A 23,721-nucleotide genomic window follows, 5' to 3' on the forward strand; every position below is an offset into this window, starting at 1 on the left:
GGGATATTTGCTTTGGGGTTTTCGGTGTTAGGATATCATTTTTTGGTCGTTCTACTGCTGTTATTTCTTTTTCCCGCCAAACAGACCCCCAAACAAGCCGCCCCCCGGCTTTTGTTGGGGAGACTTTTTATCTTTGGAAACGGTGGCTTTTTCCAGTTGTTTTTTCGCTTCTAACGCCTCGGGTTGTTTGGGATTAAGTTGTAAAGCCCGTTTAATGTGGGGAGTCGCGAGTTTGGGTTGATTTTGTCCGAGATAGGCTAAACCCAGTAAACCGTGACAGCGACTATTTTCGGGTTCTTGTCGAATGGCATCTTTGAGTTCTAAAATGGCTTGAGCGTAGTTTTGAATTGCCATTAATTTTTCAGCCCGGTTACACGCTTGTTCAACCGCAGAGTCTTTTTTCGGAGGAGGTGGAGGCGCGGGAGTTGGGGTTTCTGGCTCGGCTTTTTTCGCTTCTGATGCCGGTGGAGGAGCGGCTACAGTCGAACCGCTTTTCGCCGCTTTTCGCAGCAAATAGACCTGATTTAATTCGCTAATTTCTCCGACAACATCTAAAACCTTTTGGGGAGATTCAAACTGTTTTTGTGCGAGTTGTTCGAGTAAAGTTTCGTAGGTTTGTTGATAGTTGGCTGCGGTTAAAAGTTGTTTGGCAATGTCGCTTTGAACTTGCAAGTTTCGCTGTTCTTTAACCACTCGTTCGCCGAGGGTTTTCAGTAGTAATTCATATTCTTTGCGTTCGCTTTCTTTGGAAAATCGGTTATAAGCCGGACTGACTAATTTGGCTAGTAATTGTTTGGCTAACTCCTTTTCTTCGGGATTTTTAAACGGACAAGTATCGGGATGCAAACGACGAGCAATTCTTGTATAACGTTTACGAATATCAGAAAACTCTGCATTTAGAGGAACACCTAAAATAGCATGGCTATCGGTAAACCCCAATTGAAATAGCCCTTGTTTAACCTCAAAAGACATAAGACTTCGCCTTCCTTTTTGACTTAGTAATTCTCCACCGATATCAACGCTTTAAACATAAGATTAAGCTGCTATTTTTGAGAACTATTCACCGCGATCGCATTCGACCTCTTGGCGATCTGGACTTTCTCAACGTTCTAAAAGTTCAAAGCTACAGCGTCCAAGAATTTTTAGTTTTTACAGAAAAAACGAATCAAGATAGAGTCTAAATCTAGATCTAACTTGCCGATTATTCCATAGATCCTAACAATATTTTAGCGAAACTTGAGCCATTTCCGTCATCTCTTATGGCGATGACCATGAAGATAGCGGTGGCGTTTGCTTTAACGCCTGACTTAAACTCGGGTGTAAATGACCGTTGGTGGCGAGAATCCGGCCGGATTTTATATCTAAAGGACTGCTATCATAGGCGGTAACTTGACCTCCGGCTTCCTCTACAATCACAATCCCTGCGGCAATATCCCAGGGAGACAGTCCCCGCTCCCAGTATCCATCCAACCGTCCACAAGCCACATAAGACAAGTCCAAAGCCGCCGAACCCCCCCGACGCACCCCCTGAGTTAGATGAGTCAGATGACAAAATTCAGCATAATTATTATCCGACGTTTCTCGGCGATCATAAGCAAACCCGGTAACGAGTAAACTATTAGCTAAATTATCAGTTTTAGAAACATGAATCGGTTGACGGTTGCGAGTTGCACCCAAACCTTTAGCACCTCGAAAAAGTTCACCCCGCCAAGGATCAAAAACCGCTCCGACAGAAGGAATACCATCAATAAGCAGAGCAACCGAAGTCGAGAAAAAAGGATATTGGTGAGCAAAATTCGTTGTTCCATCTAACGGATCAATTGCCCAGAGAAACAAGCTGTCACGATTGCCCAATTCTCCCGATTCTTCTGTAAGAATAGCATGATTGGGAACATGGCGCTTGAGAATATCAAGAACCGCCATTTCCGAAGCTTTATCGGCTTCGGTGACTAAATCTCCCGATCTCCCTTTTTCTTGAATATCTTGGAGATTCCCCAAACAAGATTGTAAGACAGCGCCCCCCGCTTGCGCCGCGAGAGTGGCAATATCTAAAAAAGTTTGGAGTTGATCGGGCGTTATATTTGGTGTGTTCATCTGGGATCATTTTTGCTGATTCTGACGGCGAAACTCAGCCGGAGTTAGACGCATCGGTTGCTCCGGGTTCCAAATTCCTAGACCTAAAATCCGGGCTTCATACTGAGCATACAGCAAACGTTGGCTATATTTTGTATTGGGAATGTGTTCATCGGCCAGAACATAACCCTCTTTAACCAGTTGCTCATTGATCAGTACCCCATCCAACCACACATAGGCTAACACGCGATTGTAGGGATCGCTCTGTTCGCGATCGAATTCTAACAACACCTCTTTTCCTAAAGCCATTGTTTCGAGGTAACGTTGCGCCAGCAGTCCCCAAGGTTCTTGTTTGAGGTCCGGCGCCCCAATACCAATCAGTCTAACCGATTGCAGTGCCGGTACAACACTGCGAGGATCGATAATTTCTAGGGTTTGTCCGCTGACCACTCGTTCAACCCGAGTCATCGGTCCCAGAGGTGGGGGTTGAGGCGTTGAACAGGCCGCCAAAACTAACCCCAGAGCGATTACAATCAATGACAAACGGTAGAATAGCCGATTTTGTGGAAAAGGTAACGCCCGGAGTCGATTAATCTTCATCTAAAGGCAATCCTGCTTTCACCTTCCCTTTCCCGAAGTAGCGCCCAAACTGGAGTTCATAAACTTCGTCTTCGTCTTGGGTTTCTACTTCCAAGTCCGATCGCGGATAACTCACACACAGTAAAGCATACCCTTGTCTTTGCAATTCTGGCGACAGTCCCATCGCTTCCGGTTGATACAACTGTCCCGAAATGACTCGCACCGCACAGGTGGTACAGGCGCCATTGCGACAGGAAAAAGGTAAGTCAGCACCTTGATTTTCTCCACATTGAAGAATATAGCGATCTTCTGGAACTTGAACGGTGTAGCGTTGATTTTTCTGGCGATGATGAATGTGGATGGTGTAAGAACGGGACATAGAAGGTTTTTTGTCGTTTTCAGGATAAACAGTCGATTCCAAGATTTAGGGCCTATTGTCCCCTAGCTATTATATCGGACTGGCGTCAGTCCCGGCTGAGAACCGGTGTTAATCTCCAAAAACCCCCTTGAAAAATTTTTGGCGATCGCTCTTGCAAAATCTATTGCTGTTCTGCTATTATATGTATCTTGTGAGTAAATAATAAAATACTTGCCTCTGGAGAGGTGGCCGAGTGGTTGAAGGCGCAGCACTGGAAATGCTGTTATGCAGTAATGTATACGAGGGTTCGAATCCCTCCCTCTCCGTTCCCAAGCTTGATCTTAAGCTTTAAGAACTTAAAATCGCTACTAGCCTGTTGATTGGGTGAGTAACGTTGCTACAGTTATCCAAACTTGTGCTATTGACTATAAATGCTTCACCGCATTTGAGCAAATCATCCGTTGAAATTATCCCACAAAAAAAGGGAGCCAAACGGCTCCCCCCCCAATGACTCAGACTATAAACAGAAGTTGCAAAGTTTAAGCTTTGTTGGCTTTGCGTTTGGCTGCGGCGAACAGTCCACCGACTGCCATTAATCCTAACATTGTAGAGGGTTCGGGAACCGCAGCAACAGGAGGCTGACCTGCTTTACTCCAAGCGTAAACCCCACTGTAAGATTTTCCAGCGACATCATCTAAAGCAACGAAGCCGGAGTTGGTCGCATTGAAGCCATAAACATACTCAGACTGACCGTTGATTGTTACTTTAGCAATTTCGCTGATTTGCAAAGCATCAATTTGACCCAGTGCGCCACTTAAAGCATTGAGTTCAGCGCCAAACAACATAGCGGTCATCTGATTGCTCAGAGCAGCACCAATCATCATATTAACGCGAGGTTTCAGGTCAAAGAATCCCATTGTTTGCATGGAAATCGCGCCGGTTTCATCTAGAGAGAATTCAGCAACGTTAACATCTCCAGAACCGACAACGCCCGTAAACATATTTTTGGCAATAGTTTGTACATTAGAGCTTAATCCACCCCAAACTGCTTTTAAAGGAGCGTAAGCATCCATTAAATCAGCAACCCATTTATCTTGGAAGGTGAGAAATTCTGCATCGGTAACGCTAGAAACGTTTACGGTGTAGTCTCCAGCAACAGCAGTAAAACCAACATTTTTATCATCGCTTTCGCCTGTGTAATTTAGCTCAACGTTGGTGGTTAAATCGCCGTCGGTTAAAGCATCAATTGCAGCACCTTCACCGCCAACCCAAAGATTATTAATGTCGTGGGTATAGGTTTTATAATCGGAACCGTTCATCCCGAGAACTGCGGCTTGAGCGGGTGCGACAACGGCGCTCATTCCAACTACTACTGAGGCTCCTACAACAAATTTATTTAATAATCCAGCCATGATGAATTCTCCTGAGTTTTTAACTTGTGTGTTCTGAGTTGATTTTTTAGGTGATAATGATTCTGTTTTAACCTAGAGTTTTCTGGTGTTTTTGTGATTCACATCACCCAAGCTTGTGAGAATTAGAGAGTTTTTTTAGAGATGCCCATAAACTTTGGTAGGGAGAGGTTGCTAGCCTTTAAACATAGATGATTAAACATCTGTACGAACTTCTTTCTTTTGATTTTTCTTTCGGTCTACAGCCATTATAAACAGACTTCCACCGGAAAGTCTATAAATTTTTGATGAATTTAGTTTAGCCTTTGTAAAGGGGAATTAAATCAGTAATAGCACCCAAATTTATCTTTAAAAATTATCTACGTGAAATTACTGAGGAGTGTAAAAAAAGTCATTTTTAATGATTGTATTTGCGTAGAAACTCTGATGAGGTTCTGGAATTCCACAAGAAAAACCCGGTAACTCATAAGAAACCGGGTTTTTGGGATAGAACAAGGGAGAACTTAGCCGGATTGTTACAAAAACTGGGCAATTCTCTCGACCGCTTGGGTTAAAATCTCGGGTGGACGAACCAAAGCAAAGCGAACATATCCTTCCCCCGACTTCCCAAAGCCAACACCGGGAGAAACCGCAACGCCGGTCTGTTCAACAAGCCGAGTACAGAAACCCACCGAGTCTTGAGTCCAGGGTTCGGGTAACTTCGCCCAAACGTATAAGGTCGCCGAGGGTGTGGGAACATTCCAGCCCATATCCCGCATGGCGTCAACAAACGCATCCCGTCGCTGTCTAAACGTGTTAACCGTGTCTTGAATAAACTCCTGGGGTTCGTTTAAAGCGGTAATGGCGCCGTTGAGAATGCCGCGATATTGGTTAAAATCAATCACAGCCTTTACTTTTCGCAGCGCTTGAATGATTTCCCGGTTGCCAATGGCGTAGGCGATGCGGAACCCGCCCATATTGTAGGACTTGGAGAAAGTAAAAAATTCGATCGAAACGGTTTTTTCGCGATCGGCTTGCAAAATAGAAGGCGCGACCGCACCCTCAAACACAAAGTCCCCATAGGGAAAGTCATGGACGAGAACTAAATTATGTCTCTGACAAAAGGCTACGGCTTTCTCAAAAAACGATAAAGGAGCGATCGCCGTCGTGGGATTATGGGGATAGCTTAACACCATCATCCGGGCTTGGCTTAAAACCGCTTCGGGAATGTCTTCAAAAATCGGTAAAAAGCCGTTTTCTGCTAACATCGGCATGGTGTAAACTTGACCGCCCGCCAAATACACCCCCCCAAAATGAGAAGGATAACCAGGATCTTGTAAAAGAGCAAAATCCCCCGGATTGAGAATGGCTAAAGGTAAATGGGCGGTTCCTTCCTGACAGCCAATGAGTTGTAAAACTTCGGTTTCCGGATCGACGGGAAGACCATATTTGCGGGTGTACCAGTTGGCGACGGCTTCGCGAAACGCCTGGGTACTGTGAAACAAAGCATAACCGTGAGTCGAGGGGTCAGCCAGCGAGTCGCGGATGCGATCTATAATGCGATCGGCAACCGGGAGATCGGACGAACCGAGAGATAAATCAATCAGATCTCGTCCGACAGATAAGGCTCGGGCTTTGGCGCGATCCATATCCGCAAAGACGTTAGATCGCAGCAGGTCTAAACGGTGAGAAAACTGCATAAAGCCAATAAATGATTAATATGGGGAAAATCAACAAAAAAACAGAACGGGTAGGATTGAACTAAAGGCTTTAGGTCTTAAAACCTGGTTCATCCGCTCCCACCCGTCCTTACTGGTCCGCTGACATTCGATCAATTTGGGGATCAGGAGTTTTCGCTTTTCTCAAGTCCTCGTTGAACGAAGTCGATTAAATTTTGTTTCGTCATTGCTCCTTCGTGAGACTCGATCATTTGCTGATTGTTAAAAAACCTCAGTGCAGGTACGCCTTCGACCTTGCAGGTTTTAACAGCGTTCGGATTGGCGTCTACTTCGAGTTTAACAACCTTGACGCGATCGCCATAGGTTTGAGCAACCGCTTCAACAGAAGGCGCAACCAGTCTGCACGGGCCACACCAAGTTGCCCAGAAATAAGCTAAAACGGGCTGTTCAGCCTCGAGAACTTCGGTTTCAAAATCAGAATCTTGAATAACAATCACGTTATTGCTCATGGTTTTTTGTACTGGCATTGCCGATCACCAGGGTGAATGGAAAGAAACAGTTGAACCGGAGATCGGGTTTCGGTTCAGTCGAATCGGATCTCAGTTGGCTTTGCTATTTTTAGATTAAACCAAAATGTCGTATTAATCGGAATCGCTTAACTGAACAAGCGAAAATCCCCACCTTAAAGAAGATGGGGATGTAAGCCGTAGCGTGGGGAGAGCAACAATCTCTCAGTACGTGCTATAGTCTTATCATGTTGTTTTGAAAATGATAATGCTCAAAGCCTGCAAATTTAGAATATATCCAACCCTCGAGCAAGAGATAGCCTTAGCGAAGAACTTTGGCTGTGCAAGATGGTTTTGGAACTACGCTCTAAACTTGTGCCAGCAAACATATATAGAGACAGGGAAGGGATTATCAAGAAATGCGATTCAAGGGTTACTCCCCAGTTTAAAAAAAGAGTACCCTTGGCTAAAAGATGCCTATTCTCAGTGTCTTCAATATGTGTCTTTGAACTTATCAACTGCCTATAAGAACTTCTTTGATAAACGAGCTAAATACCCTCGATTCAAGTCAAAGAAAGGTAGGCAATCTATAAGCTTTCCTCAAAATACTAAATTCAAGGGAGATTTATTAAAGCTCCCTAAGATTGGTTGGGTTTACTGTCGTTTTCATAGAGAATTTGTAGGGACTGTCAAAATAGTAACAATCTCAAAAAACCCAGATGGCAGATATTACGCATCTATTTTGGTAGATGATGGTATTGAGTCTCCTGAACCCTCAAGAGAAGGGAAAGCTATAGGAATTGATTTAGGTCTTACTCACTTTGCAATTACGAGTGAAGGTTCTAAGTATGATAACCCTAGACACATAGCGAAACACGCAGCTAACCTCAAAAGAAAACAACAGAAATTAGCGAGAGCAAAGGATGGTAGCAATACTCGCAAGAAAACGTCTCGGTTAGTTGCTAAAGTTCAGTCTAAAATTGCCAGATGTCGAGAGGATTTTCTACACAAGCTATCCCGCAAGATAATCAACGATAACCAAGTGATTGTTGTAGAAAATCTAGCTGTAAAAAACATGGTTAAAAACCACAATTTAGCTAAAGCGATAAGTGATTGTGGATGGGGAATGTTTTGTACAATGCTTAGTTATAAAGCTGAGTGGGATGGAAAAGTTTATCTCGAAGTTGATAGATTTTTTCCAAGTTCAAAGATTTCTCACCTAACAGGATATCGGTTTGAAGATTTGAAACTCTCAGACCGAATGTTGTATGACCCCATAGCTGAAAAATGGTTAGACCGTGATATCAATGCAGCAATAAATATTAGAAATGAAGGCTTGCGGATTCTGTCGTTGGGAACCAGCGATACTGCCATTCTGAGGGGAAGTAAGACGGGTGGCAAAACTTCGGTTTTGTCAGACGCATTTCCCGGTGAAGATGGAAGCCCCGTCTCCTGCGAGGCGGGGTAGTTCACTCGGGAATCGAGTCATCGCAGGCTCCGGCAATTCATCGCCGGAGTACCGATGACAGCTTGACCCAGAGCCAGGAGCAGGACAACTCTGAAGCAAAACTTAACACAAACCACCTGCCAGAGAATGCCAAGCCGATCCCCGCCTCTGATAGACTTTAACACTGGGAGTGCCTAATCGAATCCGGCAAGCTCAGATGTTGGGAGGATCAAATTCGTGGATAATGTCATTGGTTTAGAAATCATCGAAGTTGTTGAACAGGCGGCGATCGCCTCGGCTCGATGGATGGGTAAAGGTGAAAAAAATACCGCCGACCAAGTTGCCGTTGAAGCAATGCGGAAGCGGATGAACCAAATTCACATGAGAGGCCGTATTGTAATCGGTGAAGGTGAACGGGACGAAGCACCGATGCTCTACATTGGTGAGGAAGTTGGGATTTGTACTCAAGAAAATGCTTCTAACGTTTGCGACCCGGAACAATTGGTTGAAATCGACATTGCGGTTGACCCCTGTGAAGGGACAAACCTGGTAGCCTACGGTCAAAATGGTTCAATGGCGGTTTTAGCCATCTCCGAAAAAGGCGGTTTGTTCGCCGCACCGGATTTCTACATGAAGAAGTTGGCGGCGCCGGCTGTTGCTAAAAATCACGTTGATATTCGCAAGTCAGCCACCGAAAACCTGAAAATTCTCTCGGACTGCTTGAACCGCAGCGTTGAGGAAATGGTGGTTGTGGTGATGGATCGTCCCCGTCACAAGGATTTAATCAACGAAATTCGCTCTGCTGGGGCGCGTGTTCGTCTCATTAGTGATGGTGATGTCTCGGCGGCGATTTCTTGCGCGTTTGCGGGAACCAATATTCACGCTTTGATGGGCATTGGTGCGGCACCGGAAGGGGTGATTTCTGCGGCGGCTATGCGCTGTCTGGGGGGTCATTTCCAAGGACAACTGATTTATGACCCGGAACAGGTGGGAACGGGCTTAATCGGCGAAAGCAAAGAAGGCAATTTAGAACGGTTAAGATCGATGGGAATTAATGACCCCGATCGCGTTTATAATGCTGAGGAATTGGCATCTGGGGAAACGGTATTATTTGCCGCTTGTGGAATTACGCCGGGAACGCTGATGGAAGGGGTTCGCTTCTTCCACGGCGGCGCACGGACTCAGAGTTTAGTTATTTCTTCTCAGTCCAAAACGGCTCGATTCGTTGATACGATTCATATGTTCGATAATCCGAAATCTCTACAGCTACACTAAAGGTAGTGGTGTCAGGAATGGGGAATTAAACAGTCACCCGTTGCCAATTACTCTTTACCAGTGATGCAATCATTGATTCTAAGTTCATTGAGAATGACTGAGTGAAAGGGTTCGATCTGGAATTCCTCATTCCGGTCTGTGAGCTAGAAATCTTTCTTCTAGCTCGTCGGATGGAATTTACGGCTTAGGATGTTCGGCCGATTATCAAAGCAAATCACTAACAAAAAAGATTAACAAACAACCGTTTTATGAATATTGCAGTTGTAGGTTTAAGTCACAAAACGGCTCCCGTTGATGTTCGTGAAAAACTGAGTATTCCAGAACAACAAATTGAAAGCGCGATCGCTCATTTGTTGAGTTATCCTCATATCGAGGAAGTTGCTATTCTCAGCACGTGTAACCGCATGGAAATTTATGTGGTGGCGTCTGAAACTCAACCGGGTATTCGAGAGGTGACTCAGTTTCTTTCGGAGTTGAGTAAGTTAGGGTTAAATCAATTGCGCCCTCATTTGTTTACGTTGCTGCATGAAGATGCGATTATGCACTTGATGCGAGTTTCGGCGGGTTTGGATAGTTTGGTGTTGGGTGAGGGTCAAATTCTCGCTCAGGTTAAACAAACTCACAAATTGGGTCAACGCTATCAGGGAATTGGTCAAATTCTCAACCGCTTGTTTAAACAAGCCATTACCGCCGGAAAACGGGTGCGTACAGAGACGAATATCGGCACCGGTGCGGTTTCGATCAGTTCGGCGGCGGTTGAACTGGTACAAATGAAATTGGATGATCTCAGCGGCTATCGCATTGCTATTATCGGTGCGGGGAAAATGTCGCGCTTGTTGGTGCAGCATTTACTGTCGAAAGGGGCGAGTGATATTGCCATTATCAACCGTTCCCTACAACGCGCCGAAGAATTGGCGAGTCAGTTTCGTGAGGCGCAATTAAAGTTACATCCGCTCTCGGAAATGATGAGTGCGATCGCCGAATCTGATATTGTATTTACAAGTACGGGTGCAACTGAACCGATTTTAGATCGCGCCAAATTAGAAGCGACTTTAGACCCCCATCAATGTTTAATGTTGGTTGATATTTCGGTTCCCCGAAATGTGGCGGCTGATGTTAGTGAACTCTCGAATATTCGGGCGTTTAATGTTGATGATCTTAAGGCGGTTGTTGCTCAAAATCACGAAACTCGCCGTCAAATGGCTCAAGAAGCTGAGGTTTTACTCGAAGAAGAAGTTGAGGCGTTTGATGTTTGGTGGCGGAGTTTGGAAACGGTGCCGATTATTAGTTGTTTAAGACAAAAAATTGAAGGCATTCGAGAACAAGAATTAGAAAAGGCTTTATCCCGTTTGGGTTCGGAATTCGCCGAGAAACATCAAGAGGTGATCGAAGCTTTAACGCGGGGAATTGTTAATAAAATTCTCCACGATCCGATGGTACAATTGCGGGCGCAGCAGGATATTGAAGCCCGACGTCGGGCGATGACAACTTTAGAAATGTTGTTTAATCTCGAATCTGATACTTCTTCTAGCGAACTTTATAGCTAGTTCATTCTTGTTAATTGCCTCGGGGCTTTTTCAGAGATTAAATTCTTTGAAATTTGGTGATCGCGTTAACGTTGGGAGAAGCAAAATATTCTAAGTTTTAGGATAAAGTTAGAGATTTTGTTGGTTCTAATGTTGGCGCGATTTGCCGATAATCTGGGAGAATTTTCAAGCTATATTAATCAAGTTCTCGTCTTCCTTCTAATGCGCGAGCGAGAGTAATTTCATCGGCATATTCTAAGTCTCCGCCCATCGGTAAACCAAAGGCAATTCGGGTAACTTTTGTAAAGGGTTTAAGCAGTTGTCCGACATATAACGTAGTGGTTTCTCCTTCCACACTCGGACTGATGGCAATAATCACTTCTTTGGCTTGATTTTGACTCACCCGACGCACTAAAGGTTCAATGGTTAATTGTTCGGGTCCGATGCCATCCATCGGCGAAATTACACCGCCCAAAACATGATATTTTCCTTTATATTCTCGGGTTTTTTCAATCGCCACAACATCGCGAGAATCACTGACAACACAGAGGGTTTCATTGTCTCGCTGCGGGTTTCGACAAATCTCACAAATGGGTTCAGCCGATAGATGAAAACACACCTTACACAAGCCGACCTGTTTTTTTGCATCTAATAACGCTTGGGCGAGGGCTTCGACTTCTGCATCGGAACGTTTAATAATATACATCGCCAAACGTTGGGCGGTTTTCGGACCAACTCCGGGTAGGCGTTGGAGTTGTTCGATCAAACGGGCGAGGGGACGTGTGTAAACCGTTGGACTGCCTCCAATCGCGATCAAAAGGGAATAGGGAATAGGGAATAGGGAATAGAAAGATATCCTGACCTTTAACCCTTGTGTTATAAATTATCACCTAAAATTATAACATTTTTATCCTACATCCCTAAAACAGTTGTGCGATCGCCAGAAGTACACTTCAAAAACCCGGTTTCTCAAATAAACCGGGTTTTTAATCCCTATTTTTAATCCCTACAACTATAAATTGCTTTCAATCAATTCGCGATACAAACTCTTGGGTTGAACGCCATTGAGATGTTTAACAAGACCTTTGTTTTTGAAAAACTGAACGGTTGGGGTACCATTTACGCCCGCATTTTGAGCAATTTCGGGATTTTCTTCGATATCGATTTCGACAAAGTGAATTTTTCCGTCAAACTCATCAACAACTTTATCTAAAATCGGCTTCAAACGGTGACAAGGCCCACAAGTCGGAGACACATATTTCACCATAATTAAGCGATCGCTATCGTGGTACAATTTCCGCAGCGCATAGCCGCCCACATGACGAGTTTTTTGGGGGTCGAAGGTTTCTTCGGTATCGGCAACACTTTCTGAAGGCGTTTCTTCTGTTTTGGCGGGTTCTGCGGTTTCTGTTTGTTTAAATTCCTGAACTAACCCGTTGGCCGATAACCAGCGTTCTGCTAACATGGCTCCCATACAGCCGCTACCTGCTGCGGTAATGGCTTGGCGGAATTCATGGTCTTGAACGTCTCCAACGGCATAAACGCCCTCTACAGAGGTTTCTACACCGCCATGTTTGGTGACAATATAACCGACGTCATCGAGTTCTAGCTGTCCTTTGACAATTTGAGTGTTGGGCGTGTGACCAATAGCATAAAATAACCCGCCTACAGACAGTTCTGTTTCTTCTGCGGTTTGGCTATTTTTAACCCGAATCCCCTGCATTTTACCATTGCCGAACACATCGACGGCTTCTGTATTCCAGTGAACGGTAACTTTTGGGTTGTCGAGTACCCGTTGCTGCATGGCTTTGCTGGCTCGGAGTTCGTCCCGACGGACCAATAAATGAACGTGGGAACCATATTTGGTTAAATATACCGCTTCTTCTGCGGCACTGTCTCCGCCCCCGATAACGGCCAATTCTACGCCTTTGAAAATGGGACTCGCCCCGTCGCAGATGGCACAGGCGGAAATTCCGTGACTCCAAAATTTCTGCTCGCTCGGGAGGTTCAGGCGTTTGGCTGTGGCTCCGGTTGCCAATATAATAGTATGGGTTTTGAATTCTCGTTCGTCTGAACGCACGGTAAACGGACGTTGACTGAGATCGACTTCGATCACGTCTTCGGTGTAGAGTTCGGCGCCCCAACGTTCGGCTTGGGCTTTCATTCTGTCCATCAGTTGCGGCCCGGTGATGCCTTCGGGAAAGCCGGGAAAGTTCTCAACTTCGGTGGTGGTCATTAGTTGGCCGCCGGGTATTCCGCCCATTTGGTAGCCTTCAAAGACTACAGGCTTGAGGTTGGCTCGTCCGGCGTAGATGGCGGCGGTGTATCCTGCTGGCCCCGAACCGATAATCACAACGTTTTCTACTGCTGGATTGCTCATCGCTTGTTAAAATAAACTCATAACGACTTCGTTTAAGCTTATTATAGCGAAAATTGGGGCAAATTTCAAAGGGGGAAAAGGCAGGAGTCACCGAGTCACCGAGTCAGTGTAGGGGCCGGTTCGGTCTTGATTTATAACCTCTCACAGACAACTGATAAAACCCGCCCCGGAGTCACCGAATAAACTGGTCACTGCACGGTACTTGATCACTGTTGACTGTTTCAGTGGGCCGCATCCCAACAACAAAGCTGGTAAACTGTTAGGGGATTTGATCGCGTCTCTACAAATATTAATTATGCAAAGAGTTTTAGAACCGGAAGTGATGGATACTTGGGAGGAAGCGGTTGAGTATGACTCAATGGACTTCACTGCTGTTAATGCTGACTTTGCGGAACATACCGTTCGTTTGGGGCCAACAACTGCCCAAGTTTTGGATGCGGGAACTGGAACCGCTCGGATTCCGATTTTAGTTGCTCAACTGCGTCCCGAGTGGCAAATTATCGCGATTGATTTGTCGGACAATATGCTGAAAATTGGTCGGCAAAATGTTGAGCGAGCGGGGGTAGAAACTCAAGTCAAATTAGAGCGAGTTGATGCCAAACAACTTCCCTATTCTCAGGGCGAGTTTGATCTAGTTATTTCTAATAGTATTATACATCATTTGAGCGATCCAATTCCTTTTTTGAGAGAATTAAAACGGGTTCTCAAAGCCGAAGGGGGAATCTTTTTGCGGGATTTGTTGCGGCCCGGGGATGAACCGACAAGAGATGATTTAGTCGAACGGTATGCGGGAGATTGTAACGACCATCAAAAGCAACTGTTTCGAGATTCGTTGCACGCGGCTTTTACCCTCGAAGAAGTTAATCAAATGATCGCGGAAGTCGGGTTGGAAGGGATGAAAATTTATCAATCTAGCGATCGCCATTGGACGGCAGAACGATCTTATCAAAGTTGAGAAACTATTGGGTCATAGATTCAACGACTTTTTGTAAACCATGATAATCTTCTTGACGATAAGCAACTAAAATTACCCGTTCGATAGAAGTTTGAGGATTGTTCTTAAAAAACTGTAGAATTTCACCCACTGCAATTTCAGTGGCTCGTTGAAAAGGAAACCGATAAGCACCCGTACTAATGGAGGGAAAAGCGATAGTTTTTATAGCATTTTGTTGGGCTAATTTTAAACTATTGCGATAACAACTGGCTAATAATTCATCTTCGCGGCGATCGCCACCTTGCCAAACCGGGCCAACAGTATGAATCACCCAACGACAGGGAAGATTGTAACCTGCGGTTATTTTAGCTTCTCCCGTTGGACAGCCCTGTAACTGACGGCATTCTTCGAGTAAACCGGGACCGGCCGCCCGATGAATGGCGCCATCAACGCCACCGCCACCCAACAAGCTTTCATTGGCTGCATTGACAATTGCATCGACTTGTAGTTGAGTAATATCCCCTTGAATCACTTGAATTTGAAACATGGCATCAATTAAAAATTACAAAATTCTCTAGGTAAAATCTGACAGTATCCTGTATTATTGTTGAATCGACAGTAGGATGAAGATAGTTTTTTGTTTCTTATCAAATTTTACCACCTAAACCGATGAGTATTCGCGGTATTGACGTTTCTGATTATCAACCGAATGTAGATTGGAAAGCCGTTGTCGATGCGGGGATTACCTTTGCATATATCAAAGCAACCGAAGGTCAAACCTTTGTAGCTGAAGTTTTTGATAGCTACTGGAAACAATGCAAAGCTATTGGTCTACAGCGGGGAGCATACCACTTTTTTCGACCCGTTAGCGATCCCAAAAGACAAGCGGAGAACTATCTGAAAACCGTTAAACTAGAAGTGGGAGATTTACCCCCGGTTTTAGATATAGAAACCACCGACGGTTTAGACAGTCAAACGCTGTGCGATCGCGCTCAACAATGGATAGATATTGTTGAACGAGAAACGGGATTTCGTCCGATTATTTACACTTATCCGGGATTTTGGGAAAGTTTAAATACAAAACGGTTTTCGGACTATCCATTATGGATTGCTCATTATACCAAAGCGGAACAACCGATGATTCCTGGAGGTTGGAAACATTGGCTTTTGTGGCAATTTACAGATCGAGGTGAAGTAACGGGGGTAAAAGGTGGAGTTGATGTTAATTTATTTGAAGTTTCTACAGTAGGAACGGCGGGATCAAAAGTCGAGGATTTGCAAAAATTATTAAAAGATCGGGGATTTGATCCGGGTCCAATTGATGGAATTTTTGGGAATGGTACGAAAACGGCTTTATTAAAATTTCAGAAATCTAAGGGATTAACAGAGGATGGAATTGGGAGTTTAAAAACCTGGACGGCGTTATTAACTAAGTTTGAATCCGCAGTAATTCCCACGCCGGAACCCACACCCGTACCGACACCCGTACCGACACCGGAACCGACGCCGGAACCGATCTTAGATATTATTGCCATCTGTAAAGCGTACAAAGGAGAATCGCTTCAAACTGAGGCGTTAAGATGGTTACAGCAGCAAATTTCCGAGACAATTTTGTTGGAATTTGCCCGACGTTGGCGGAATTTATCTCGGCCTTCTACTCGTTCGATTGATCTGGTTGATGTGTGTAAATATTATCGGGGATTATCTTATCAAGATGAGTCTTTGTTGTGGTTAATTCGACAAGTTTCTTCGACAACGCTGAGAGAATTTGAACGGAAGTGGAATCAGCCGAAAGTTCCGGTTGTTCAGCCAGATATTCGCTTGGTGGATGTTTGTAAGTATTACAAAGAACTTCCGAATCAAAAAGAAGCTATTGAATGGTTACAAACTCAAATTTCTCCAGAAACCCTTTCGGAATTTGCCCGACGTTGGCGAAACCAAAGTCCGAAATCTTAAAAGGATTTGGATTAAAATTCGGACTAATTTTTTCTCTGTTGGGTTAGAGGTTTGGGGTGCAACCGTTGCACCCTTTAACAGTAAGCATCTCGACCCAATTCCCCATTCCCAATTCCCCATTCCCAATTTTTATAACATTTAATATAAAGTTTAAGAGAACCGAGAGTAATTTTTACCCAGTGGAACTCGAAATCAGATTTACACGAAGATTTACACAGGATTAAAATTTCAAATCGAGTTGAAATCAATTGAAAACACAGGGTTTTGAGCGATATTTGTAACCCGAGTCCGTCGGGATAGGGTAAATAATGGGTTATGATAAGCCTCAATAGGGTTTTACCTGAAAGTAAAAATCAAATTGAATCATAATCAAATCGGTGATCAAACCCCAGAACAGGTTAAGATATCACCGCAGCCCAAAACAAAAGGCATTTCAACCGTAGTGAGTAGCCGAACCCGTAACGCTTATGGAAACAACTTCCTTTGACATTACCGTGCTGATGGTGATCACCATCATCAGTGGGATAGGTGCTCAAGTGTTAGCGGACTTTCTGAAAGTTCCTGCGATCGTCTTCCTGCTGCTGTTTGGGATTTTAGTTGGCAATGATGGCTTAGGGCTAGTTCACCCCAATTTACTCGGCGAAGGGTTGGAAGTGATCGTTTCTCTGTCCGTTGCTTTAATCCTGTTTGAAGGCGGTTTAAGCTTAGAATTACGCGCTCTCGGACAAGTTTCCGGAAGCATCCGCAATTTAGTCACCTTTGGTACCCTGATCACGCTCACGGGGGGCGGAATGGCGGCCCACTGGTTGGGCGAATTTCCCTGGCCGATCGCCTTTCTGTACGCTTCGTTGGTGGTCGTTACTGGGCCAACCGTGGTCGGGCCGTTATTAAAACAGGTTTCTGTCGATCGCCGTGTCGCCGCCTTGTTAGAAGGGGAAGGGGTTCTGATCGATCCCGTTGGTGCAATTCTGGCTGTATTGGTCTTAAACGTCGTTTTAAGCGGGAATGCGAACCCTTTAGAATTGTTCCAAGAGTTGATGATCCGTCTGGGAATTGGTGCCGCCATTGGGGTAGCGGGAGGGGGTTTACTCGGTTGGAGTTTGAAAAAAAGCCAAACGCTGTCGGAGGAGTTAAAAAACCTGATTGCGTTGGCCGCCCTTTGGGGTTTGTACGATTTGGCCGAAGTGGTTTACAGTGAGTCTGGACTGATGGCCGCCGTCGTTTCGGGAATTATGGTGCGGACCGTTGGTGTACCGGAAATGCGACAATTGCGGCGCTTCAAAGGTCAGTTAACAATGCTGTGCGTGTCGGTATTGTTTATTTTACTGGCTGCGGATTTGTCATTAGAAAGTATTGTCGCTTTGGGTTGGGGAAGTGTTTTGACGGTTTTGGCGTTGATGTGGATTGTTCGTCCGATCAATGTCTGGCTTTGTACCCTCAATAGCAGTTTAAATTGGCGTCAAAAAGCCTTTGTTTCTTGGGTGGGTCCTCGAGGAATTGTTTCGGCTTCGGTTTCTTCATTGTTTGCAATTTTGTTAACGCAACGGGGAATTAACGGGGGAGATTCAATTAAGGCTTTGGTGTTTTTAACGATTATTATGACGGTCGTGACTCAAGGGTTAACCGCCCGTTGGATGGCGAGTTTACTGAGAATTAATTCCAGTGCGGCGACCGGTGCGGTAATTGTGGGTTCTAATTCTATTAGTCGTTTGATCGGAACTTTGTTTCAAGAACGGGGTGAATCTGTGGTCATTATTGACACGAATCCCGAAGCTTGTGAACAGGCGAAAAAAGAAGGATTGCGGGTTTATCAAAGTAGTGCGTTAGATCCGAATGTGCTAGAAGAAGCGGGACTCGAATCAATTGGTACGTTTTTAGCGATGACAAGTAACGGAGAGGTTAATCTTGTATTAGCTGAACGTGCGGCTGAAGAATTTAAACCCCCTCGCGTGTTGGCGCTTTATCCTCGCGATCCGCAATCGAAAACCTCAACCCATAAAGAAAAAGTACAGCAGGCGTTTATCCCCGATTTTCCTTTAAAAAAATGGAACGAGTTTATGGAAAATCAAGAGGTAAAGTTAGGGGAAACCGTTCTAAAACAACCGGGATTAGAGTTTCAAAGATCGCATTTACAAGCGTTAATTCGTTCCGGTGAGTTGATACCGTTATTAATCGAAAGACAGGGGAATTTGCAAGTTTTACCGGCTTCGGAAACTTGGCAACTTGAGGATCGGATTATTTATCTTCTCCACGATGCAAAACCCAAACTTCTCAGACGGTTATCCGGTTCGCAACAATCAACTTTAACCTTAGAAAAACATCCCGTTGTTGAAGAAGTTCCCATTCCCACTCCCACACCAAAAGTTAAAGATAAAGATAAAGATAAAGAAGATGAAGCGTTAGAAGAAGTTCCCGTAGATTAGAAGAAAACCCCTCCCCAACCCTCCCCTGCGAGGAGAGGGAGAAGTAATATTATGTCAAATTAATCAATAATTATTGTGTAGGGGCGGGTTCTATTAGATTTATAATACCCATAATAAATTGAACTAAACCCGCCCTCTTTTTCAGTAATATGATCTCAAATTAATCCATAATTCTTCTGTAGGGGCGGGTTCGATCAGATCTATAATACCCATCAGAAAATCAACTAAACCCGCCCTTCTCAAAATTAATTAAGCAATGTTTGGGTATTGTAACCAGAATTGATTAACCTGTTTTTGCCACTGTGTCCAATATTTATTCATCTCCGGACTGTCTATAAAAGTAATATCGACTTCGTTGGGAGTAATTGTAATTAAAATTCCGCTATTAATTTGCACGTTATAGGGACGGAAATAATGTCGATTTAATCCCGCCGCATAAGCCGCCAGTTGTAATTTTTGTTCGTCGTAGATGCGAATGCGATCAGAAAATTTAAACTCAAAAACCATTTCATCGGGTAAATTATCGAACTTTCCCACACAATCCACCCGTCCGGCGTAACCTTCATAATAGTGGAAAATCGGACTTTCTACCAGTCGAATATTATGAATTTTGTTGAGGACGGGTAACGCCCGTTGCCAATGTCGCTGAAGAATTACCGGACAAGATTTATCCCCATTGTTGAAATAGTTTTCAATTTGGCGGTGTCCGAGTCTTCCAATTTGACAGGCTAAATTCGCTTCAGAACCTTTATTTTTTCTCCAAGAAGCGAGTCGTGCTTTTTCCGCAGGCGATCGCATTTTATCGCGAATCGTTGTAAAACTCGGAAGAAAATTTCCGCGAAGGTCTTGCATCCCACCCATACCATTTTTAGTACAGGCTTTTCCAAAGTAAGGGGGAAGGGGGTTATTTGACCAGAATTGGTTTTTCATCGTTTTTTCGCTTCTCTGTTTTAGCGTGATTAACTTTGACAATTTCTATCATCGGTTAAAATCCCGGAAGCACTGTCTAAACAATGATTAGAGAATGTATAACTTATGTCGATTTTTTGTGTAACTTTTGACGAATCAGCTATAATTAATCAAAAACATTGAAAACATGGCACGAACACACCAATCACGTTCAGCAACTCCACAGGGTTTGGAACTCGCAAACGCAGCACTTCAAAAGGTGAGTCAGGGTAAAAAGACTGTACTCGCAGGTTTTACAGGAGTTTCACGCAGTACAGTCAGCAAATTTTTTAATGGTAAACCAATCAGTCTTGAGAATTTTCAGGCAATTTGCCAAGAGTTAAAACTTGACTGGATGGTTGTTGCCGGACTGTCTGAAGCAACCGAAACCAAAACAAATATCGCCGACGCTAATCAACCTGATGAGATTAATGATTTAGTACAAAAAACACGCCAGCAAATTCAGCCCTATATTCAAGAAGGTTGCGGTACGATGCGGGTACTGGATATGACGCAACCTATTGAGTTAGGAAAAATATACACAAACGTTAATATTTTAGAGAAAATTACGGGACGAACTTGGCGGGAAATCGCCCAATTGCAAGAAAAAGTCAGTCGAGAAAATTTTGAACGTTGGTGTCGGGGTACAGTAACAGAAGAAAGGATTCCCGGTATAGAAGCGGCTGAAAAGTTCTCGAAGTTGATGATATTGGGAAAACCAGGGGCGGGAAAAACAACATTTCTCAAGCACTTGGCAATTCAGTGTATTGGTGGAGCGTTTCAAGCCGAACGAGTTCCAGTATTTATCACCTTAAAAGATTTTGCAGATATTAAGGAACACCCAAATTTATTAGAATACCTTCAAAATTTATTGAAAAGTTATTCTGATGAAATGGAAGATATTTCGACTCTATCAAGTCTGTTAAAAGCAGGAAAATTTCTAATTTTGTTAGATGGCTTGGACGAAGTTAGAGAAATTGACTCTAGCCGAATATTGACAGAGATTAAAGATATTTCGCAGCAATTTCCTCAAAACCAATTTGTAATCACCTGTCGGATTGCAGCAAAAGAATACACATTTGAAAAATTTACTGAAGTTGAAGTTGCAGATTTTAACGAAGAACAAATTGCTGATTTTAGTCACAAATGGTTTCACAGTAAAAACGATCCAGTAAAAGCAGAAGGTTTTCTGGAAAAGCTAAAACAAGATGAATCCATTATGGAACTCGCAACCAATCCTCTACTCCTAACTTTGTTGTGTTTGGTGTTTGAAGATGTGGGCAGTTTTCCTTCTAATCGTACCAGACTCTATGCTGAAGGTATTGCAAAGCTGTTAAGAGAATGGAATATCTCATGCGAAAGAGAGCGTGATCCAGTTTATAAAAAGCTCTCCCCTGATTATCGTGAAGAACTTCTCTGTATAATTCCATGGAACACCTTTCAACGTGGAAATTACTTTTTTTATCAGGAAGAACTAGCCAAACTTATTCGAGATTATATTCAAAATTTACCGGGAATTACTCAAGAAGATTTACTCAAGCTAGATCATAGAGCCGTGCTAGATTCAATAGAACTACAACATGGATTATTAGTCGAAAGAGCTAGAGGAATTTACTCTTTCTCACATCTAACATTTCACGAATATTTTACGGCTCGTAAGATTGTTATCAGTTGTAACCAGCAGTATGATCACAATTATTCTATGCTTAAAAACTTGATCGGTAATTTTAATCAAGAAAATTGGAGAGAAGTATTTTTGCTGACTACAGCGATGCTGGATAGCGCAGAAATTCTGGTTCAAGAATTTAAAAACGTTATAGATCAAGTTTTGTCAAAAGATCAAGAACTACAAAATTTATTGAAATGGGTTTATCAACAAACTAAACCTCTTGAAACTTCCTACAAAGCTTCAGCAATGAGAGCATTCTACTTGGCTTTTACTCAGAATCTAGAAAAGAATCTTGAAACTCATTTATGTTTTAAAATTGATCCATTATTTGATGATGAGTTTAAATCGTTATATGATCAGGTTTATGGTTTTTTTTCTCGTCCCAATTATTTAACATTGGAGTTCGTTTTCATTTTACTAGCAAATAAATTTACTGGAGGCTATTTTAATTTGCCAATTTCTAAAATTAAATTACCCAATGGAGATTATGAGCCAGAGCCAGAAGCAGATAACTTTTGGTCACGCTGTTACGGCCCATTACCTAATAATTGCTACCTCAGCTTTAGTATTCATAAAATTTTGCCTCCTGCGATATATTATATAGCCAAAGATAGTCCTGAAACACTTTGGATATGGCAGTACCTAGATGATTGGTGGGCTATGAATAATCCGGCTTGGACTGAGCAACTGATTGATTTGATAGAAAAGTATAGAAACTTAGGATTTAATCAAAAAATTAACAAGAATAAAAAACAACTATTACTATCTTATTATAATGCCTGCAAGCTTTTATTTGAATGTTTAAATAGTGATTGTTATGTGAGTCGAGAGGTTCGACAAGAGATAGAAGAAACGTTATTATTGCCTATAGAGGAAATTGAAAAGTGGAAACAAAACAGACAATTAAATGATAGAGGATAAATTATGCCATCGCCTTTCCCCGGAATGAACCCCTACCTTGAACATCCCGAAATCTGGCCCGGTTTTCATCACTGGCTGATCATTTCTATTGCAGAATTCCTAACGCCTGAACTTCGCCCAAAATATTCGGTTTCTGTTGAAGTGAGAATGTATGAAACCACCGGGGAACAGTCGCTTTTGGTGGGAATACCTGATGTTTCCGTACAGCGTTCTCGACAAGTTTCTCAAACCGAAAAAATCAATATTGCTGTCGCCGAACCCGCCACAAAACCCCAGAAAGTCACCGTTCCCGTTCCCGAAAGTATCCGACGGGGTTATCTGGAAATACGGGAAGTTTCGACAAAGGAAGTCATCATCGTGATAGAACTGCTTTCACTTGTTAACAAACGCCCCGGAAAAGGACGGGAAACCTACAACAATAAACGGGAACAAATCTTCGGAAGTCGCACCCATTTTGTCGAAATAGATTTGCTGCGAATGTGGGAACCGATGCTGATATTTGCGGAGGGAATAGAATCGGATTATCGAATTTTGGTCAGCCGGGGTGAAACTCGTCCTAGTGCGGATTTATATGCGTTTAATTTGCTGGAAAAAATTCCCGCTTTTCCTTTACCTTTGCGTTCGGGAGATACCGAACCGATGTTAGATTTACAGCTACTTTTAAATCAAGTTTACGATCGCGCAGGTTACGATCTTAAACTCGATTATACCACAGAACCCGTCCCGCCTCTCTCCGAAACCGATACAATTTGGGCGGATAATTTGTTAAAAGAAATTGAATTGAGAGAATAAATGTTTACTTCTTGTGGTAAGATATGGTTAATTGGGGGAACGAGCGAAAGTGCAACCTTAGCCAAGGCGATCGCTTCCGAACAAATTCCCTGTATAATTAGCGTAACCACAGATACCGCTAAAACCCTTTATCCTCCCGAGTCTTCCCATCTGAAAATTTGGGTGGGAAAATTGGATAATCATCAAATTTCTGCATTTATTCAACAGGAAAATATCATCGCGATTTTGGATGCTTCTCATCCCTACGCTGTGGAAATTTCCAAGTTAGCGATCGCCACGTCTACAGAATATCATATTCCTTATTTGCGCTACGAACGACCCCGCTATCAAACAGAAGATTCTCAAACGATTCATTTAGACAGCTTTGAAACCTTGTTAACGGGGGATTACCTCGCACAACAACGGGTAATGTTAACTCTAGGATACCGCAATTTAGCCCGTTTTAAAAGTTGGCAGGAACGTTCAACTTTGTTCGTGCGAATTCTCCCGTCTGAGGTTTCGTTAAAAGCCGCCTTGGATGCCGATTTTACCCCCGATAGGATTATAGCAATTCGTCCGCCCATTTCGCCAGAACTCGAAAAAGCACTCTGGAAACAGTGGAATATTTCCTTGGTTGTTACCAAAGCGTCCGGCGTCGCCGGCGGAGAAGAAACCAAGCGAAAAGTTGCTTCAGAATTGGGAATTTCCTTGATTATTGTTGACCGTCCGCAACTCAATTATCCTCAACAAACGAGCGATTTAGATACTGCTATTCAATTTTGTTTAAATCAATAGGAGCGGGTTTATTAAGGTTGTTTTTGGGAAATCTATATTTGTTCGGAACCCGCCCCTACAGTATTCTTTTAAAAAATAGTCGCTTCGTAGTTG

General features: G+C 43.4%; 21 protein-coding genes and 1 tRNA gene. 11 read left to right on the forward strand and 11 right to left on the reverse strand.

Going from position 1 to position 23,721, the window contains the following annotated elements; genetic code table 11:
• Positions 1-60 precede the first annotated feature (60 nt).
• Complete coding sequence (locus ACL6C3_RS30700) at positions 61-972, reverse strand: J domain-containing protein (protein WP_413163954.1); 912 nt, start codon at positions 970-972, stop codon at positions 61-63.
• 77 nt (positions 973-1,049) lie between these two features.
• Here ACL6C3_RS30700 and ACL6C3_RS30705 point away from each other — a divergent pair, with 77 nt between their 5' ends.
• Positions 1,050-1,181, forward strand: a complete 132-nt coding sequence (locus ACL6C3_RS30705; protein WP_413163956.1) for a hypothetical protein — start codon at positions 1,050-1,052, stop codon at positions 1,179-1,181.
• Positions 1,182-1,257: 76 nt separating this feature from the next.
• Here ACL6C3_RS30705 and ACL6C3_RS30710 read toward each other — a convergent pair whose 3' ends face one another.
• Genes ACL6C3_RS30710 through ACL6C3_RS30720 form a run of 3 tightly spaced genes read right to left on the reverse strand, consistent with a single transcriptional unit; the run spans position 1,258 to position 3,031 of the window.
• Positions 1,258-2,094, reverse strand: coding sequence for an inositol monophosphatase family protein (locus ACL6C3_RS30710; RefSeq protein ID WP_413163957.1), 837 nt, complete (start codon positions 2,092-2,094; stop codon positions 1,258-1,260).
• 6 nt (positions 2,095-2,100) lie between these two features.
• Entirely contained in the window at positions 2,101-2,673 is a 573-nt protein-coding gene (locus tag ACL6C3_RS30715; protein ID WP_413163958.1) for a thermonuclease family protein, read from the reverse strand.
• A complete protein-coding gene (locus tag ACL6C3_RS30720) occupies positions 2,663-3,031 on the reverse strand; it encodes a 2Fe-2S iron-sulfur cluster-binding protein (RefSeq protein ID WP_413163959.1) in 369 nt (122 codons plus the stop codon). The genes ACL6C3_RS30715 and ACL6C3_RS30720 overlap by 11 nt, the downstream gene beginning before the upstream one ends.
• Positions 3,032-3,249: 218 nt before the next feature.
• On the opposite strand from ACL6C3_RS30720, the gene ACL6C3_RS30725 reads away from it, so the two are divergent.
• Positions 3,250-3,336: transfer RNA gene (locus tag ACL6C3_RS30725), tRNA-Ser, on the forward strand.
• A 213-nt stretch (positions 3,337-3,549) separates the two neighbouring features.
• On the opposite strand, the gene ACL6C3_RS30730 is transcribed toward ACL6C3_RS30725, so the two are convergent.
• The 3 genes from ACL6C3_RS30730 to ACL6C3_RS30740 form a co-directional block, all read right to left on the reverse strand.
• Positions 3,550-4,422: an NF038130 family PEP-CTERM protein gene (locus ACL6C3_RS30730; protein WP_413163960.1), complete on the reverse strand. Its 873-nt coding sequence runs from the start codon at positions 4,420-4,422 to the stop codon at positions 3,550-3,552.
• Between the two features lie 512 nt (positions 4,423-4,934).
• Positions 4,935-6,098 carry an LL-diaminopimelate aminotransferase gene (locus tag ACL6C3_RS30735; RefSeq protein ID WP_413163962.1) on the reverse strand — a complete coding sequence of 388 codons (1,164 nt, stop codon included), beginning with the start codon at positions 6,096-6,098 and terminating at the stop codon, positions 4,935-4,937.
• Between the two features lie 143 nt (positions 6,099-6,241).
• Positions 6,242-6,586 carry a thioredoxin family protein gene (locus ACL6C3_RS30740; RefSeq protein ID WP_413168445.1) on the reverse strand — a complete coding sequence of 115 codons (345 nt, stop codon included), beginning with the start codon at positions 6,584-6,586 and terminating at the stop codon, positions 6,242-6,244.
• Positions 6,587-6,851: 265 nt separating this feature from the next.
• Here ACL6C3_RS30740 and ACL6C3_RS30745 point away from each other — a divergent pair, with 265 nt between their 5' ends.
• The 3 genes from ACL6C3_RS30745 (at position 6,852) to ACL6C3_RS30755 (ending at position 10,852) form a co-directional block, all read left to right on the forward strand.
• Complete coding sequence (locus tag ACL6C3_RS30745) at positions 6,852-8,051, forward strand: RNA-guided endonuclease InsQ/TnpB family protein (protein WP_413168446.1); 1,200 nt, start codon at positions 6,852-6,854, stop codon at positions 8,049-8,051.
• Between the two features lie 216 nt (positions 8,052-8,267).
• Positions 8,268-9,305, forward strand: a complete 1,038-nt coding sequence (gene glpX / locus ACL6C3_RS30750) for a class II fructose-bisphosphatase (RefSeq protein WP_413163964.1) — start codon at positions 8,268-8,270, stop codon at positions 9,303-9,305.
• Between the two features lie 248 nt (positions 9,306-9,553).
• Positions 9,554-10,852 carry a glutamyl-tRNA reductase gene (locus tag ACL6C3_RS30755; RefSeq protein ID WP_413163966.1) on the forward strand — a complete coding sequence of 433 codons (1,299 nt, stop codon included), beginning with the start codon at positions 9,554-9,556 and terminating at the stop codon, positions 10,850-10,852.
• Between the two features lie 175 nt (positions 10,853-11,027).
• Here the strand turns inward: ACL6C3_RS30755 and recR are convergent, their stop codons facing one another.
• Together recR and trxB are read right to left on the reverse strand one after the other, a co-directional pair.
• Entirely contained in the window at positions 11,028-11,597 is a 570-nt protein-coding gene (gene recR, locus ACL6C3_RS30760; protein ID WP_413168447.1) for a recombination mediator RecR, read from the reverse strand.
• 246 nt (positions 11,598-11,843) lie between these two features.
• Positions 11,844-13,211, reverse strand: a complete 1,368-nt coding sequence (gene trxB / locus ACL6C3_RS30765) for a thioredoxin-disulfide reductase (protein WP_413163968.1) — start codon at positions 13,209-13,211, stop codon at positions 11,844-11,846.
• Between the two features lie 295 nt (positions 13,212-13,506).
• Between trxB and ACL6C3_RS30770 the strand changes: the two genes are divergently transcribed.
• Positions 13,507-14,166: a class I SAM-dependent methyltransferase gene (locus ACL6C3_RS30770; RefSeq protein ID WP_413163969.1), complete on the forward strand. Its 660-nt coding sequence runs from the start codon at positions 13,507-13,509 to the stop codon at positions 14,164-14,166.
• 4 nt (positions 14,167-14,170) lie between these two features.
• Here the strand turns inward: ACL6C3_RS30770 and ACL6C3_RS30775 are convergent, their stop codons facing one another.
• Positions 14,171-14,692: an O-acetyl-ADP-ribose deacetylase gene (locus ACL6C3_RS30775; protein ID WP_413163971.1), complete on the reverse strand. Its 522-nt coding sequence runs from the start codon at positions 14,690-14,692 to the stop codon at positions 14,171-14,173.
• Between the two features lie 122 nt (positions 14,693-14,814).
• Between ACL6C3_RS30775 and ACL6C3_RS30780 the strand changes: the two genes are divergently transcribed.
• The gene (locus tag ACL6C3_RS30780) at positions 14,815-16,101 is read left to right on the forward strand and encodes a GH25 family lysozyme (RefSeq protein ID WP_413163973.1); all 1,287 of its coding nucleotides are present in this window, start codon (positions 14,815-14,817) and stop codon (positions 16,099-16,101) included.
• Positions 16,102-16,568: 467 nt separating this feature from the next.
• Positions 16,569-18,524 (forward strand): cation:proton antiporter, encoded by a 1,956-nt coding sequence (locus ACL6C3_RS30785; protein ID WP_413163975.1) that lies wholly within the window; start codon positions 16,569-16,571, stop codon positions 18,522-18,524.
• Between the two features lie 249 nt (positions 18,525-18,773).
• Here ACL6C3_RS30785 and ACL6C3_RS30790 read toward each other — a convergent pair whose 3' ends face one another.
• A complete protein-coding gene (locus ACL6C3_RS30790) occupies positions 18,774-19,454 on the reverse strand; it encodes a hypothetical protein (protein WP_413163977.1) in 681 nt (226 codons plus the stop codon).
• A 166-nt stretch (positions 19,455-19,620) separates the two neighbouring features.
• Between ACL6C3_RS30790 and ACL6C3_RS30795 the strand changes: the two genes are divergently transcribed.
• The 3 genes from ACL6C3_RS30795 to ACL6C3_RS30805 are packed head-to-tail and all read left to right on the forward strand — an operon-like array spanning position 19,621 to position 23,628.
• Positions 19,621-22,062, forward strand: a complete 2,442-nt coding sequence (locus ACL6C3_RS30795) for an NACHT C-terminal helical domain 2-containing protein (protein WP_413163978.1) — start codon at positions 19,621-19,623, stop codon at positions 22,060-22,062.
• Positions 22,063-22,065: 3 nt separating this feature from the next.
• A complete protein-coding gene (locus ACL6C3_RS30800; RefSeq protein ID WP_413163979.1) occupies positions 22,066-22,854 on the forward strand; it encodes a DUF4058 family protein in 789 nt (262 codons plus the stop codon).
• On the forward strand, positions 22,855-23,628 hold the full coding sequence (locus tag ACL6C3_RS30805) for a cobalt-precorrin-6A reductase (RefSeq protein ID WP_413163981.1): 774 nt from the start codon (positions 22,855-22,857) through the stop codon (positions 23,626-23,628). It abuts the gene before it with no gap.
• Positions 23,629-23,721 lie beyond the last annotated feature (93 nt).

Origin of the sequence: Capilliphycus salinus ALCB114379 (assembly GCF_047276495.1) — a bacterium.
Lineage (GTDB): Bacteria > Cyanobacteriota > Cyanobacteriia > Cyanobacteriales > Microcoleaceae > Capilliphycus > Capilliphycus salinus.